This is a genomic window from Sphingobium sp. B12D2B (assembly GCF_025961775.1).
In the GTDB taxonomy this organism is placed as follows: domain Bacteria; phylum Pseudomonadota; class Alphaproteobacteria; order Sphingomonadales; family Sphingomonadaceae; genus Sphingobium.
In genome coordinates this window covers 124358-138872 of the sequence record NZ_JAOQOH010000001.1, presented here as the reverse complement: position 1 = coordinate 138872, position 14515 = coordinate 124358, and the positions used below count along the sequence as shown (strand labels likewise).

13 protein-coding genes are annotated in these 14515 nt (G+C 65.6%); 8 read left to right on the top strand and 5 right to left on the bottom strand.

The window, feature by feature from the left end:
* Positions 1-210: 210 nt before the first annotated feature.
* From groES to pepF, 3 genes are all read left to right on the top strand, one after another.
* Positions 211-498, top strand: a complete 288-nt coding sequence (groES, locus tag M2335_RS00695; RefSeq protein WP_181560932.1) for a co-chaperone GroES — start codon at positions 211-213, stop codon at positions 496-498.
* A 38-nt stretch (positions 499-536) separates the two neighbouring features.
* The gene (groL, locus tag M2335_RS00690; RefSeq protein WP_181560931.1) at positions 537-2183 is read left to right on the top strand and encodes a chaperonin GroEL; all 1647 of its coding nucleotides are present in this window, start codon (positions 537-539) and stop codon (positions 2181-2183) included.
* Positions 2184-2370: 187 nt separating this feature from the next.
* Positions 2371-4236 (top strand): oligoendopeptidase F, encoded by a 1866-nt coding sequence (gene pepF, locus M2335_RS00685; protein ID WP_264593471.1) that lies wholly within the window; start codon positions 2371-2373, stop codon positions 4234-4236.
* A gap of 709 nt (positions 4237-4945) precedes the next feature.
* Here pepF and M2335_RS00680 read toward each other — a convergent pair.
* Both M2335_RS00680 and M2335_RS00675 read right to left on the bottom strand, forming a co-directional pair.
* Positions 4946-5155 carry a hypothetical protein gene (locus tag M2335_RS00680; protein ID WP_264593470.1) on the bottom strand — a complete coding sequence of 70 codons (210 nt, stop codon included), beginning with the start codon at positions 5153-5155 and terminating at the stop codon, positions 4946-4948.
* Positions 5156-5165: 10 nt separating this feature from the next.
* On the bottom strand, positions 5166-5573 hold the full coding sequence (locus M2335_RS00675; protein ID WP_264593469.1) for an EVE domain-containing protein: 408 nt from the start codon (positions 5571-5573) through the stop codon (positions 5166-5168).
* 151 nt (positions 5574-5724) lie between these two features.
* Here M2335_RS00675 and M2335_RS00670 point away from each other — a divergent pair, with 151 nt between their 5' ends.
* The gene (locus M2335_RS00670) at positions 5725-6672 is read left to right on the top strand and encodes an isopenicillin N synthase family dioxygenase (protein WP_264576911.1); all 948 of its coding nucleotides are present in this window, start codon (positions 5725-5727) and stop codon (positions 6670-6672) included.
* Between the two features lie 115 nt (positions 6673-6787).
* Here the strand turns inward: M2335_RS00670 and M2335_RS00665 are convergent, their stop codons facing one another.
* A complete protein-coding gene (locus tag M2335_RS00665) occupies positions 6788-7159 on the bottom strand; it encodes a dihydroneopterin aldolase (RefSeq protein ID WP_264593468.1) in 372 nt (123 codons plus the stop codon).
* A gap of 165 nt (positions 7160-7324) precedes the next feature.
* Between M2335_RS00665 and M2335_RS00660 the strand changes: the two genes are divergently transcribed.
* The 4 genes from M2335_RS00660 to M2335_RS00645 are packed head-to-tail and all read left to right on the top strand — an operon-like array spanning position 7325 to position 10333.
* Positions 7325-7870: a GNAT family N-acetyltransferase gene (locus M2335_RS00660; RefSeq protein ID WP_264574108.1), complete on the top strand. Its 546-nt coding sequence runs from the start codon at positions 7325-7327 to the stop codon at positions 7868-7870.
* Between the two features lie 23 nt (positions 7871-7893).
* Complete coding sequence (locus tag M2335_RS00655; RefSeq protein ID WP_264593467.1) at positions 7894-8520, top strand: DUF1285 domain-containing protein; 627 nt, start codon at positions 7894-7896, stop codon at positions 8518-8520.
* A complete protein-coding gene (locus M2335_RS00650) occupies positions 8517-9116 on the top strand; it encodes a CoA pyrophosphatase (protein WP_264574110.1) in 600 nt (199 codons plus the stop codon). The genes M2335_RS00655 and M2335_RS00650 overlap by 4 nt, the downstream gene beginning before the upstream one ends.
* Positions 9113-10333: a CCA tRNA nucleotidyltransferase gene (locus tag M2335_RS00645; protein ID WP_264574111.1), complete on the top strand. Its 1221-nt coding sequence runs from the start codon at positions 9113-9115 to the stop codon at positions 10331-10333. Before M2335_RS00650 ends, M2335_RS00645 begins: the two co-directional genes overlap by 4 nt.
* Here M2335_RS00645 and M2335_RS00640 read toward each other — a convergent pair.
* Entirely contained in the window at positions 10297-12012 is a 1716-nt protein-coding gene (locus tag M2335_RS00640; RefSeq protein ID WP_264593466.1) for a putative bifunctional diguanylate cyclase/phosphodiesterase, read from the bottom strand. The genes M2335_RS00645 and M2335_RS00640 overlap by 37 nt on opposite strands.
* Positions 12013-12217: 205 nt before the next feature.
* Positions 12218-14509, bottom strand: a complete 2292-nt coding sequence (gene parC / locus M2335_RS00635) for a DNA topoisomerase IV subunit A (protein ID WP_264593465.1) — start codon at positions 14507-14509, stop codon at positions 12218-12220.
* Positions 14510-14515: the final 6 nt, after the last annotated feature.

Genomic DNA, 14515 nt, shown 5'->3' with positions numbered 1-14515 from the left:
CGAATAGTTTTTTGCTGCACCGCGCCTTGACGTGGGGTTCGACCGACCCATATGGCGGCCGTTAGCACTCACTCACTGACAGTGCTAACACAGTGTTTCACAGGCGGGGTGCCGGAGTCGGTATCCGGGGGCGCGCAGGCTTCGGCAAGGGCCGGCCGGGCGATCCATCGGAGAGCGACAGCGCCCGCCGCTATGGAAAGGACTTGGATAATGGGATTTCGTCCGCTGCACGATCGCGTGCTCGTTCGCCGCATCGAAGCCGATGAGAAGACTGCCGGTGGCATCATCATTCCCGACAGCGCCAAGGAAAAGCCGCAGGAAGGCGAGATCGTCTCCGTGGGCACGGGCGCCAAGGCGGAAGACGGCAAGGTGACGCCGCTCGACGTCAAGGCCGGTGACCGCGTGCTGTTCGGCAAGTGGTCCGGCACCGAGGTCAAGGTCGACGGTGAAGACCTGCTCATCATGAAGGAAAGCGACATTCTGGGCGTCATCGCCTGATTTTCGCACTCCGTTGAATTCAAGGAAGGACTAGCAACATGGCAGCCAAGGACGTCAAATTTTCCCGCGATGCCCGTGAGCGCATCCTGCGCGGCGTGGACATTCTCGCCGATGCAGTGAAGGTCACCCTCGGTCCCAAGGGCCGTAACGTCGTGATCGACAAGAGCTTCGGCGCCCCCCGCATCACCAAGGACGGTGTGTCGGTCGCCAAGGAAATCGAGCTCAAGGACAAGTTCGAGAACATGGGCGCCCAGATGGTGCGCGAAGTGGCCTCGAAGACCAACGACATTGCCGGTGACGGCACCACCACCGCGACCGTTCTCGCCCAGGCGATCGTGCGCGAAGGCATGAAGTCGGTTGCGGCCGGCATGAACCCGATGGACCTCAAGCGCGGCATCGACCTCGCGGTGACCAAGGTGGTCGAGGACCTCAAGGCCCGCTCCAAGGCCGTTTCCGGCAACAAGGAAATCGCCCAGGTCGGCATCATCTCCGCCAACGGCGACACCGAAGTCGGCGAGAAGATCGCCGAGGCCATGGAAAAGGTCGGCAAGGAAGGCGTGATCACGGTCGAGGAAGCCAAGGGCCTCGATTTCGAGCTGGACGTCGTGGAAGGCATGCAGTTCGACCGCGGCTACCTCTCGCCCTACTTCATCACCAATCCCGAGAAGATGCAGGTCGAGCTGGCTGACCCCTACATCCTCATCCACGAGAAGAAGCTCTCCTCGCTGCAGGCGCTGCTTCCCATCCTGGAGGCCGTGGTGCAGTCGGGTCGTCCGCTGCTCATCATCGCCGAGGATATCGAGGGTGAGGCTCTGGCCACGCTCGTCGTCAACAAGCTGCGTGGTGGCCTGAAGGTCGCTGCCGTGAAGGCGCCGGGCTTCGGTGACCGTCGCAAGGCCATGCTGGAAGACATCGCCGTCCTGACCAAGGGCGAGGTGATCTCCGAGGATCTCGGCATCAAGCTCGAGAACGTCACGGTCGGCATGCTCGGCACCGCCAAGCGCGTCACCATCGACAAGGACAACACCACCATCGTCGATGGCGCTGGCGATGCGGATGCCATCAAGGGCCGCACCGAGCAGATCCGCGCGCAGATCGAGACGACCACGTCCGACTATGACCGCGAGAAGCTGCAGGAGCGTCTGGCCAAGCTGGCTGGCGGCGTGGCCGTCATCAAGGTTGGCGGTGCGTCCGAGGTCGAGGTGAAGGAGCGCAAGGATCGCGTTGACGATGCGCTGCACGCCACCCGCGCAGCTGTCGAAGAAGGCATTGTCCCCGGTGGCGGTACGGCTCTGCTGTACGCCACCAAGGCGCTGGCCGGCCTCAAGGGCGTCAATGACGACCAGACCCGCGGCATCGACATCATCCGCAAGGCGATCGAAGCGCCGCTGCGTCAGATCGCTCAGAATGCGGGCTTCGACGGTGCCGTCGTCGCTGGCAACCTGCTGCGCGAAAATGACGAGACCCGGGGCTTCAACGCTTCGACCGACGTCTATGAGAACCTGGTGGAAGCCGGCGTGATCGACCCGACCAAGGTTGTGCGCGCCGCTCTGCAGGACGCGGCTTCGGTTGCCGGTCTGCTCATCACCACCGAGGCGACCATTGCCGAGCTGCCCGAGGACAAGTCCTCGGCTCCGGCTGGCATGCCCGGCGGCATGGGTGGCATGGGCGGCATGGACTTCTAAGAAGTTCACCGCTTTGGTATCAGGGAAGGCCGTCGGGAAACCGGCGGCCTTTTCCTTTGGGCAACGGCGGGCCGTGCGGGCGCCGCCGGTTTCGCACAAGCATCTTCCCATCGGCGCGCAATGCCGACACAGTGGGGCATCGCAACCTGGCGCTGCCTGTTCCGCGGCGCCCGATCAGGATGACCGCATGACCGACCTTTCCCGCCGCGAAGCCGTGGCCGCCGCCGCTCTTGCCGGCCTCGCCGCGCTGGCGCCTGCTTCGCTTGCCGCGCAAACCGCCTCCAACCGGGATATTACCTGGGATCTCAGCGCGCTTTATGCCGACGATGCCGCGTGGGACAGCGCCCGCCTTTCCGCGCTCGAGGCGGTCAAGGGCATGGCGGCCTATAAGGGGCGGCTCGGCGAAAGTGCCGAGACGCTCGCGGCGGCCTTCACCATGCAGTCCGACCTCTACCGGCAGATTCTGCGCGTCTATGTCTATGCCAGCCTGCGTGCCGACGAGGATGTGCGCGTCTCTGCGAACCAGGAGAAGCAGGGGCAGGCGGTTGACCTGTTCACCGCGTTCAGCGAGGCCAGCGCCTGGATCGCGCCGGAAGTGCTGAGCATTGGCGAGGCGAAGATCAAGCAGTTCATCGCCGCGAATGCCGTGTTGCGCGATCGGTTCGATCATGCGCTGGCCGACATGCTGCGTCGCGCGCCGCATACCCTCTCGCCGGAAGGCGAAGGGCTGCTGGCGAGCGCAACATCCGTGCTTTCGGCGCCGGGCGACATTTCGGACCAGTTGCGCAGCTCGGACATCCCCTGGCCCAGCATCACCCTGTCCACTGGCGAGAAAGTGAAGCTCGACAATCAGGGCTATACCGTCCACCGCGCGGCACCCGAGCGGGCGGATCGCAAGGCGGTGTTCGATGCCTTCTGGAAGACCTATGGGGAGTTCCGCAACAGCTTCGGTGCGACCTATCTGGCGCAGGTCCGCGGCAATATCTTCGATGCAAAGGCGCGCAAATATCCCACCGCGCTGGCGTCGGCCCTCGCCGGATCGAATGTGCCGGAGGGTGTGTATCGCACCCTGGTGGCGGAAACCAACAAGGGCCTGCCCCAGCTTCACCGCTATTTCGAGCTACGCCGCCGGATGCTCAAGCTGCCGGACCTCTATTATTACGATATTTATCCGCCGCTGGTGGAGACGGGGCGCCGCTTTTCGCTCGATGAGATGCGGCGACTGACGCTCGCGGCGGTGCAGCCGCTGGGGCGCGATTATGCCGCCTCCCTCTCACGCGCGACGGCCGCGCGGTGGATGGACCCGTGGCCGCGGACCGGCAAGCGGCCGGGCGCCTATATGCAGTCCAGCGCCTATGATGTGCATCCCTATCTGCTGCTCAACCTGAGCGACGAATATGAGAGCCTGAGCACCTACGCGCATGAGTGGGGCCATGCCATGCACAGCCTGCTCGCCAATGCCGCGCAACCTTTCGAGAAAGCGGATTATCCGATCTTCACCGCGGAAATCGCCTCGACGCTGAACGAGCTGCTGCTGCTCGATTATATGGAGTCGCAGGCCAAGACGCGCGAGGAGAAGCTCTTCTATCTCGGCCAGCGGATGGAGAATATTCGCGGCACCTTCTTCCGCCAGACGATGTTTGCCGAGTTTGAGCTGGTGGCGCATGACCGGGCCGAGGCGGGCGATGGTCTGTCGGGTGGCGCCTTCACCACGCTCTACACCGATCTGCTGGCGCGCTACCATGGGCCGAAGGTCGGCATGGAGCCGGCCTATGGCAATGAATGGGCCTATATTCCGCACTTCTACAACAGCTTCTACGTCTACCAATATGCCACCTGCTTCTCCGCCGCCGTCTATTTCGCCGGTGAAATCAAGCGCGGCGGGGCGAAGGCGCGGGACAATTATCTGGCCGTGCTCAAGGCCGGCGGCTCGGATTATCCGGTCGAGATCCTCAAGCGCGCGGGGCTGAACATGGCGGGGCCGGAGCCCTATCGTGCCGTCGTCCAGCTCCTGTCGGATACGCTGGATGAGGCCGAGGCGCTGATGGTCTGATCGAAGGCCGGGCGTGCGGGGGTTTTCACCGCGCGCGACTCATGAAAATGGGGGCCGGCATCGCTACCGGCCCCCACGATGCCATCGCCTTCCAGCCCGTCTCCGGGACATCCAGCGTCTGGCACGACGCTCTCGATCGTCAGATCGTGCGCCTCACGTCCTATTCCTTGCGGAAGTCCGACGTGCTGATCCGGCTGCGGCAGGCCGCCTTCGGATCGACCGCGCGAGGCTCGCCCGAAGGGCAAGCCGTGCCGGCCTTTGCGGATGCGGGATCATGCCTAGACGGCAGAGCCTGCATCCTTCCCGCTGCCTCGCGATCCTGTTCCCGGGGGAAGCGTGATCCTGCGGTCGGCGGCGGGCCGAACCAACGCGCTGAGCACGTCACCGCGCGCAGGTCTTGGTCCGTAAGATCAACTCAACATTCTGATTTAACAGAATATTTCTGTCTCTCTATGGCTTGATGGTCTCACGAGAATCGAGTCGTGCAAAGCATTATCCGCCGCTGCAATGCGGGGACCGCGATCAAAACTGTGGATGAGTGTGGATAAGTCCGGGGATAATCCGCGCCGGGCCGATCCTTGTTCCGCGCTGTAGGGAAGCGGCCGCAGATGCGCCAGCAAAAAGGCGCACAAAAAAGGCGACGCCTTGCAGCGTCGCCTTTTGATTTGCAGCAGAGCCACCTCAGTGGGTCGCGCCGTGCGTCATCTGCTTACAGGCCGCCGAACGGAACGCTCATGGCAGCGGCAGAGATGTAGGCAGCAAAAATCTTCTTGAGAATGGTCATGTCGTGGCTCCCGGAATTGATCGGGCGCAGCGCCCGGGTCTCTGGAGGCCATTTGTGTTGCAACGCAGCAAAGTTCAATTGCAAACGCCGAGCGACGAATGCAAAAACTGCAATCGTTGTGGCCCGCGCATTCAATCGGGAATGCTTATTGCTCCGATAAATCAACGATCCTCTGGAATTCCACGTCGCTCACCGACGACACGGACAGGCGCGATTGTCGCACCAAAGCCATGTTCGCAAATGCAGGATCGGCCTTGATCTGCTTGAGCGTGACCGGCTTGGCGAGTTTGCGCACCGGCGCGACTTCCACCGCGAACCACTTGCCGGTTTCATCCGTGCTGTCCTGCTCGGCCCCGCGGACGATCTCCATGATGCCAACGCATTCGACGCCGATATTGCTGTGATAGAACAGCGCCTGGTCACCGACCTCCATGGCCTTCATGTTCAGCTTGGCGGCATGGTTGCGGACCCCGTCCCACTCGGCGCGACCCTTCTCGACCAGATCGTCCCAGGAGAACACATCGGGCTCCGATTTCATCAGCCAGTAGCGCATGGGCGATCGATCCTCCTTTGCCAGCCTGCCCGGGCGCCATTCCATGCCGGTACGCGGCGTGCAAGGGCCTTCCGTCCGCCAGGCCCGGCGTGACAGCCGCGCCGCGAACGCCTAGTCAGGCATCATCATTTCACGTTCGAGTGAGACCGTCATGACGTCATCCGATCCGCTGGGGCATGTCCCCACTCTCTCGCTCGCGCGCCTCTCGCCGCAGGATTTCGCCGATGCGATCGGCAGCAGCTTCCGCGAATATGGCTTCGCCATCGTCACCGATCATGGGATGGACCCGGACCTCGTGGCGCGCGGCTGGGCGCTGGCAAAGGCATTCTTCGCGCTGCCCGATCCGGTCAAGCGCGCCTATCTCGTGCCCGGCGGCGCGGGACAGCGCGGCTACACGGCGTTCGGGACAGAGGTCGCCAAGGGCGCCAGCGAGAACGACCTCAAGGAATTCTGGCATGTCGGCCGCGCCCTGCCGGCCGGTCATCCGCTCGCCGCCGATATGCCGCCCAACATCTGGCCGGGCGAGATCGCGGGGTTCGAGGAGACTTTTACGGCGCTGTTCGCGGCGTTCGATGCCGTGGGCGCGCGCATCCTCTCCGGCGTCGCGCGCCATCTCGGCCTGGCGCCGGACTGGTTCGACGCCAAGATCGACGAGGGCAATTCCATCCTGCGGCTGCTGCATTATCCGCCCGTCTCCGCGCAGGCGCCGGGCATTCGCGCCGGCGCGCATGAGGATATCAACCTCATCACCCTGCTGCTCGGCGCCGAGGAAGGCGGGCTGCAGCTGCTGACGCGCGAGGGCGAGTGGATTCCGGCCACGCCGCCCGCTGGCGCGCTGGTCATCAATGTCGGCGATATGCTGCAGCGGCTGACCAATCATGTGCTGCCCTCGACCAGCCACCGCGTCGTCAATCCCCCGCCCGAGCGCCGGCACATCCCGCGCTATTCCATGCCTTTCTTCCTGCATCTCGAGCCGGACGTGATGATCGAGGCGCTGCCGCAATGCGTGAGCGCGGAAAATCCGCTGCGTGAACCGCCGATCAGCGCGCATGATTATCTGCATGAGCGGCTGCGCGAGATCGGGCTGAAGAAGGGTTAGGTTTTCACCAAGCACATCCCGTTCGTGTCGAGCGAGTCGAGACACGCGAGCGCTGTTCTAACGTGTCTCGACTTCGCTCGACACGAACGGGCGGAGGAATGTGGGTCTGCGAACCCTATTTCCGCCAGCGGGAGAGGGTGACGCCGATCTTCTCGTTCCGCTCGGAGAGGGCCAGCTTGACGATCTTCACCGTCACGTGGCGCGCCTTGCGGTCCTGCAGGAAGATGGTGTCGATGATGTGATCGGCCACGGCCTCGACCAGCATGAAGTGCTGGCCCCGGGTGATCGCCGTGGTCGCCGCATGCTTGAGGTCCATATAGTTTTTGGACGTGCTGAGCGGCGTGTTGGGCTCGTAATGGCTGCGATGCTCGAGCAGGGCGCGAATGCTGATTCGCAGCGGCTGCGGCAGATGGGTTTCCTCGGAATAGATGCCGGTCAGCACATCCACCTCAAGATCCTCGATCTCAAGCAGCAGCATGTCATCCATGGGATTCACGCCGTTTGCCGGATTGGCGCTGTGCCCTCCCGTTCCTGGCATTCCCGCCTCGCGTCCCGCCATCATAGCCTCGAATAACCCTTTTCATTTGGGCGTGAAGCGCTAAAGGCCGCCGCCTCGGGCGCTATTGCCCGCTTGGAAGGCGGACGGCAAGCGGTGACACGGATCGGCGAGCTGGCAGGAACCGGAGACGCGGCGATCACCGCGCTGCTCGATGCGGCATTTGGCCCGGCGCGCCACGGCCGCACGGCTTATCGCATCCGCCTGGGCATGGCCTGGTTCACGGACCTCTCCTTCGCCGCCTTCGATTCGGACGGGCAATTGATCGGCACGCTGCAAAGCTGGCCGGTGGCCCTGCACGGCCCGGACGGTCGCGAGACACCGCTGATCATGGTCGGGCCGGTCGCGGTGGTCCCAGCGATGCAGCGCCATGGCACCGGCCGCGCGCTGATGGACCGGCTGATCGAAACCGTCGATCTGCATCCGGGCGATCCGCTGGTGATGATCGGCGATCCCGAATATTATGGCCGCTTCTGGGGCTTTACGGCCGATGCAACGGGGGATTGGGCCGTGCCCGGTCCGGTCGAGCGGCACCGCTTGCTGACCCGCGCGGCGCCCGGCGTGGTGCTGCCCTCCGCCGGCAGTCTTGGCCCGCGCGGCACGGCCCTGGTGGCGGGGGCGACGGCCACGCCGGCGGTCTGAGCGCGTTGATCGCGGCGGACGCCATGTGGCACCGGTGCGAGACGCCCTTTGCCAAGCCGGCTGGCCTTGCCTATCTGCAGCGCATGGTTGCGCCTCTCGATCCCGGTTCCGATCTGCCCATTGCCGGCGTCCCGCAGGATGCCGATCCGGCGCGTCCCTATCCGGTTATGGACTGGTCGCCCACGCGCTGCGGGCACAGCGCCATGCGAATCGATGCGCAGGGCCGCTGGTTTCATGAAGAGCGCGAGATCCGCCGCCCCGAACTGGTGAGCCTGTTCGCGCGCCTGTTGCGGCGCGAGCCGGACGGGCGGCATGTGCTGGTGACGCCGGTCGAGATGCTCGACATCGAGGTCGAGGACGCGCCTTTGTTCGCGGTGGAAATGGCGAGCGAGGGGGACGGGCAGGCGCGCACGCTGCGGTTCCGCATTGGGGCGACCGGGCAGTGGGTCACGGCTGACGGCGCCCATCCGCTCGGGATGGAAGAGAATGCGGCGGGGCCGCGTCCCGCGCTCGGGCTGGAGGCTGGCCTGCGCGCGCGGCTGATCCGCCCGGTCTATTATGCGCTGGCCGATCTTGCCATTGCGGAGGGGCACGATCCCCTGGGCCTGTGGAGCGGCGGCGTCTTTCACGCGCTGGAGACGACGGCATGAGCTGGCGGGACCGGCTGACGGCCTCGTTGCGGCCGGAATTCGACTCGGCGCATACACATGATTTCTTCCTGTATCGCAACCGGCCCGAGCCGGAGGGGCCATTCACCCCCGCGGCGGTGCTGATCGCGGTGACCGACCGCCCTGATCCGGGCATGATCTTCACCCTGCGCCACGCGGGGCTACGCGCCCATGCCGGGCAGGTCGCCTTTCCTGGTGGCCGGCTGGACCCGGGCGACCGTGACGCGGTGGAGGCGGCCCTGCGCGAGGCGCATGAGGAAATCGCGCTGCCGCCCGAGGCAGTGGAGGTGATGGGCCGGTCGGATCGCTTCCGCACCGGCACGGGGTTCGAGATCGAGCCGATTGTCGGCATCGTCCCGCCCGATCTGGCGTTGCGGCCATCCGAGGCGGAGGTTGACGCCATCTTCGAGGTGCCGCTCGATTTCCTGCTCGATCCCACCAACCGCGCCTTGCGCACCGTGGATTGGGAAGGCGGCACGCGCAGCTATTACGAGTTTCTGTGGCAGGAGCACCGCATCTGGGGCGTGACGGCAGCGATGCTGGTCAACCTCGCCCGGCGCATCGAGGCGGCCGCATGAGCGCGCCCCTCCCCGAGCGGCTTCCCGATGCCGAGTGGCGGGCTTGGCCGGGCCTACTGGCACTCTGCGAGGCGCTGGGCGCGGACCAAGGCGAAGCGCGTTTCGTCGGCGGCGCGGTGCGGGATGCCCTGCTGGGCATCGCGGTTAAGGATATCGACATCGCCACCGTCCACCTGCCGGAGGAGGTGGTCCGGCGCGTCAAGGCCGCTGGCCTGCGCGCCGTGCCGACCGGCATCGCGCATGGCACGATCACCGCCATTCTCGATCATCGCCCGATCGAGATCACCACATTGCGGCGGGATGTTTCCACCGACGGACGCCGGGCGACGGTCGCGTTCGGCACGGACTGGCAGGATGACGCGGCCCGCCGCGACTTCACGATGAACGCGCTTTATGCCGATCCCGCCAGTGGCGTCTTGTCCGATTATTTCGACGGGCGCGCCGATCTGCTCGCTCGCCGCGTGCGCTTCATCGGCGATCCCCATCAGCGCATCGCCGAGGATCATCTGCGCATCCTGCGCTATTTCCGCTTTACGGCCCGGTTTGGCACGCTGGATCGCGACACGCCGGATTATCGCGCCTGCGTGGCGCACGCGACCAGCCTCATGGCGCTTTCGCGGGAGCGCGTCGCGGACGAGATGCTCAAGCTGCTCGGTCTGCCCGACCCGGCCGACGTGATCGCGGCGATGGTGGGCGACGGGGTGCTGGCGTCCGTGCTGCCGGAGATCGATGTGGAGGGCGTCGCCGCCTTGCGCGCGCTCATCGCCGCCGAGCAGGCGACGGGCATCGCGCCGGCCGGCTTGCGTCGTCTGGCGGCGTTGCTTCCGCCCGATGGCGCGCTGGCCGATCAGGTCGGCGCACGGCTGCGGCTCTCCAACAAGGCGCGCCAGCGTTTGCGCGCGGCCGCTACCCCGACCTCGGCGGCCACTCCGCAGGCACTGGCCTATGCGCTGGGCGAAGACAGCGCGGTCGATCAGCTGCTGCTGGGCCGGGCCTTTTCGTCCGACTGCGCGCCGACGCTGATCGGCTGGCAGGCGCCGCGCCTGCCGCTTTCGGGAGGCGATCTGATTGCGATGGGGCTGACGGCAGGTCCGCTGGTGGCGCGGACGCTTCAGGCGCTGGAGAGAGCGTGGATCGACCGGGGTTTTCCCGAGCCGGATGAGACGCGCGAGATGGCGCGTCAGATGGTCGGGGCGGCGCTGCGCTCCAGCCAGTAGTGGAAGGCTTCCTGCGGCGGCAGGGGGCGCGCGAAATGATAGCCCTGACCGAAATGGCAGCCGAGCTTGCGCAGGGCATCGGCCATATCGGGCGTCTCGATGCCCTCTGCGGTGGTTTCCATACCGAGCGCGCCGGCGAGGCTGACGATGGCGCGCACGATGGCGATCTTGTCGGCGTCGCCGATCATGTCCGTCACGAAGCTGCGGTCGATCTTGAGCACATCGATGGGGAGCGACTGGAGGCTGGCGAGGTTGGAAAAGCCGGTGCCGAAATCGTCCATCGCCACCGTGACGTCCATCGCCTGCAGCGCCCCCAGCAATTGCCGGGTCTTGTCCGGGTCGGCGATCAGGGCGCTTTCGGTCAGCTCGATGATCAGGCGGTTGCCGGCAATGCCGGCATAGCGCAGCGCTTCCTCCACCGCGCGGGGCACATTGTCGCGCACCATCTGCACCGGTGAGAGGTTGACGTTCATCGTGATCGGCAGGGTTTCGCCGAACCGCCTGTCCCAATCCGCGAGGGTCTGCACGCACTCGCACATTGCCCAGCGCCCCAGCGGCACGATCAGCCCCGATTCCTCGGCGACCGGGATGAACTCATTGGGAGAGACCTGCCCCAGCACCGAGTCTTCCCAGCGCGTGAGCGCCTCGAAACCCTTCACCGCGCCCGTCTGAAGGTTGATCAGCGGCTGGAACACCATCGTCAGCTCGCCATTGTCGATCGCCTCGCGCAGGCGGTTCTCCAGCGTGAAGCGCTTGAGCGCCTCGCGGAGGACGTTGGCGCGGTAGACCTCCAGCGCGCCGGATTTCTTGGCGCGCTTCACCGCAGCCTGCGCCTGGCGGAGCAGCCGCTCGATATCGTCGCTGTCTTCCTGCGCCAGCGCGCAGCCCAACGCGACCTCGACGTTGATGAGATAGGTGGAGAGGCGGATCGGTGCCTCGAATGCCTTGCGCACCCGCTCGGCGATCTGGAGCACTTCGGACAGGCCATGGCCGACATGGGCGAAGATGGCGAACTCGTTGCCGCCGATTCGGGCCAGCACGTCGCCCGCCCGCAGCACGGATTTGACGCGCCGCGCGACGGTGATGATCAGCTCGTCACCTGCCATGGCGCCCAGCGATTCGTTGATGCGGCTGAACCGCACGAGATCGAAGCCGATGATCGCATAGGTCGCCTTGCTCGCGGCCGGGCGGCCGTTTTCGGCGAGGCCTTCGATCTGCTCCACAAAGCCGATGCGGTTGGGCAGCGAGGTCAGGCTGTCCGTCATCAGCTCCTTGCGCAATGTGCTTTCCGCATTGCGCTCGCTGGTGCGGTCCGTGGCGGTGAAGAGCACCAGCCGGGCGGGCTGCGCATCGTCTTCCTCCACCCAAGTCAGCGAGCAGCTGTAGGCGCGCAGCCCGAGCCGGTCATGAAATTCCAGCTCGAAGCGGTCGGAGCGGCGCTGCGAATCGAACATCGCCTGCGCGCGGTGCCGCCAGTTACGCTGCCTGCGCTGGCTGTCCTCGCAGTCGAGCAATTCGTTGGCGGCCTGATCCTCGACGAAGCTGAAAAACTCCGCATTGCCGACCAGAACGTGCAGGCCTGAGGGGGATTGGGTCAACAGCGCGGCGGGATAAGGGAGCGCCTTGAGGAAGGCGGTATAGCCGCGCAGGTCGTCGATCGCCGGCAAGGGCGCTGTCATGGAGGCGTCAAAGGGCGCAGGCCGCGGGCGTGCCGCTGCCTCTACATGCTCCGTCTCGCGTTTTGCGCTTGCCGTCATGGATCGCCGGGTTAACGGCCCATGGTAAATTAAGGCTGAAAGTCTGGCGCAAGCCCCTATTTTTGTTGATGCTGCAACAGTCCCCCTCGTCCCGTGACGGGAAAAGGAGGATTTGTGCGCTGACGGGTCAGTCGAAGCGGTTGTCGCGGGGGAAGCCGTTGGGCGGCATTCGCCCGGCAGCGCCGCGGGCCGCGCGCCAGGAGAGCAGGTCGGTTTCGGTGCGAGTCCGCCCGCTGTCCCCGCCCATCGTCCAGGAGAGGCCCTGCGTCAGCGTGAGCGTCATCGCGTCGGAGAGGCCGCCATCCTTGTAGCGCTGCAGGGTGACGCCCTGTCCGCGCGCCATTTCCGGCAGTTCGGCGAGCGAGAATATGACCAGCTTGCGATTCTCGCCGATGACAGCGACCGAATCGGCCCCCGGTGCCACCGGCCGCACCACCTTGAGCTGTGCGCCGGCCTTGAGGTTCACTACTTGCCGGCCCTTGCGGGTCTCGGCGATGATCTCGCTCATCGCGGCGATGAAGCCGCGCCCGTCGCTGGCGGCGAGCAGCAGTTTGCCGTCGGCTCTCGCTGGCAACAGCGCGACGATGTCGGTCTCATTGGCCAGATCGATCATCAGCCGCACCGGCTCGCCAAAGCCGCGCCCGCCCGGCAGCTTGTCCGCGCCCAGCGTGTAGAAGCGCCCATCCGATCCGGCGAGCAGCAGCTTGTCGGTGGTCTGCGCGTGGAAGGCATAGGCCGGGCCGTCGCCTTCCTTGAACTTGAGCGCATCGGTGGCGGTGAGATCGGCATGGCCCTTCATCGCGCGAATCCATCCGCGTTGGGACATGATGACGGTGATCGGCTCGCGCTCGATCATCGCCTCAAGCGGAATCTCGCGCGCCGGCCCGGCCTGCTCCAGCCCGGTTCGTCGTGCGCCGATGCCCTTTTCCGGCGTGTAGCGCTTGCGCAGATCGGCAAGGTCGCGCTTGAGGCGGGTGCGCTGGCGGGCGGGCGATTCGACGAGCTTGTGCAGATCCTCGCGTTCGGCGGCGAGGTCGTCGCGCTCGCGCCGCAACTCCATTTCTTCCAGCTTGCGCAGCGAGCGCAGCCGCATGTTGAGGATCGCCTCGGCCTGCCGGTCGGTCAGCTGGAACTCCGCCATCATCACCGGCTTGGGCTCATCCTCGCTGCGGATGATCTCGATCACCCGGTCGAGGTTGAGATAGGCGATGATATAGCCGTCGAGCAGTTCCAGCCGGTTGTCGATCTGTTCGATGCGGTGCCGGGCGCGGCGGACCAGCACCTCGATCTGGTGCTTGAGCCATTCGGTCAGCAGATCGCGCAGGCCCATCACGCGGGGCGTGTGGCTGGCATCCAGCACGTTCATGTTGAGCGGGAAGCGGCTTTCCAGATCGGTCAGGCGGAACAGGCTGTCCATCAGCACGTCCTGATCCACCGTGCGCGCGCGGGGCTCCAGCACGATGCGCAGAACCTCGTCCGACTCGTCGCGCACGTCGGCGAGGATCGGCAGCTTCTTGTCGGCGATGAGCTGGGCGATCTGCTCGATCAGCTTGCCCTTGGCGACGCCATAGGGAATCTCGTCGATCACCGCGATCCAGGTGCCGCGCCCTTCATCCTCGCGGTGCCAGCGGGCGCGCAGGCGCATGCTGCCCCGGCCGGTCGCATAGGCGTCCGAGATCACCGAGGGCGGATCGACCAGCACGCCGCCGGTCGGGAAGTCCGGCCCACTCATATACTGCATGAGCTGGGCGTGATCGGCTTCCGGCTGGTCGATCAGCAGCGTGGCCGCGTCGATCACCTCGGCGACATTGTGCGGCGGAATGCTGGTCGCCATGCCCACCGCGATGCCGCTGGCGCCATTGGCGAGCAGATTGGGGAACAGGCCGGGGAAGACCTCGGGCTCTTCCTCCTCGCCATTATAGGTCGGGCGGAAATCGACGGTGCCATGGTCGAGGCCGGCCATCAGATCGGCAGCAGCCTGGGTCAGCCGCGCTTCCGTGTAGCGCATGGCGGCAGCGTTATCGCCATCGATATTGCCGAAATTGCCCTGCCCGTCGACCAGCGGGGTGCGCAGGGAGAAGTCCTGCGCCAGCCGGACCATCGCGTCATAGACCGAGGCATCGCCATGCGGGTGATATTTGCCGATGACGTCGCCCACGACGCGGGCGCATTTCTTGTAGCTGGTGGTGTTCCGCTCGGGATTGGCGACCAAAATATCCGGCGCCGGCCCGCTCGGTTCGAGCCGCAAAAGGCGCATCGCCCACAGCAGGCGGCGGTGGACCGGCTTCAAGCCGTCGCGCAGATCGGGCAGCGAGCGCGCGGTGATCGTGGAGAGCGCGTAGACCAGATATCGCTCGGACAGCGCGGAATCGAAGGGGTGGTCCTTGATGCTGTCCAGCGGATCGCGAAAATCTGTCATGCCGCG

Excerpts from the sequence above, each read along its gene's own strand:
- M2335_RS00645 (WP_264574111.1), top strand. The coding sequence starts at position 9,113 with ATGAGCGCGCCCCTCCCCGAGCGGCTTCCCGATGCCGAGTGGCGGGCT.
- pepF (WP_264593471.1), top strand. The coding sequence starts at position 2,371 with ATGACCGACCTTTCCCGCCGCGAAGCCGTGGCCGCCGCCGCTCTTGCC.
- M2335_RS00665 (WP_264593468.1), bottom strand. The coding sequence starts at position 7,159 with ATGGATGACATGCTGCTGCTTGAGATCGAGGATCTTGAGGTGGATGTG.
- M2335_RS00640 (WP_264593466.1), bottom strand. The coding sequence starts at position 12,012 with ATGACAGCGCCCTTGCCGGCGATCGACGACCTGCGCGGCTATACCGCC.
- groES (WP_181560932.1), top strand. The coding sequence starts at position 211 with ATGGGATTTCGTCCGCTGCACGATCGCGTGCTCGTTCGCCGCATCGAA.
- parC (WP_264593465.1), bottom strand. The coding sequence starts at position 14,509 with ATGACAGATTTTCGCGATCCGCTGGACAGCATCAAGGACCACCCCTTC.
- M2335_RS00675 (WP_264593469.1), bottom strand. The coding sequence starts at position 5,573 with ATGCGCTACTGGCTGATGAAATCGGAGCCCGATGTGTTCTCCTGGGAC.
- M2335_RS00655 (WP_264593467.1), top strand. The coding sequence starts at position 7,894 with ATGTGGCACCGGTGCGAGACGCCCTTTGCCAAGCCGGCTGGCCTTGCC.
- groL (WP_181560931.1), top strand. The coding sequence starts at position 537 with ATGGCAGCCAAGGACGTCAAATTTTCCCGCGATGCCCGTGAGCGCATC.
- M2335_RS00650 (WP_264574110.1), top strand. The coding sequence starts at position 8,517 with ATGAGCTGGCGGGACCGGCTGACGGCCTCGTTGCGGCCGGAATTCGAC.
- M2335_RS00670 (WP_264576911.1), top strand. The coding sequence starts at position 5,725 with ATGACGTCATCCGATCCGCTGGGGCATGTCCCCACTCTCTCGCTCGCG.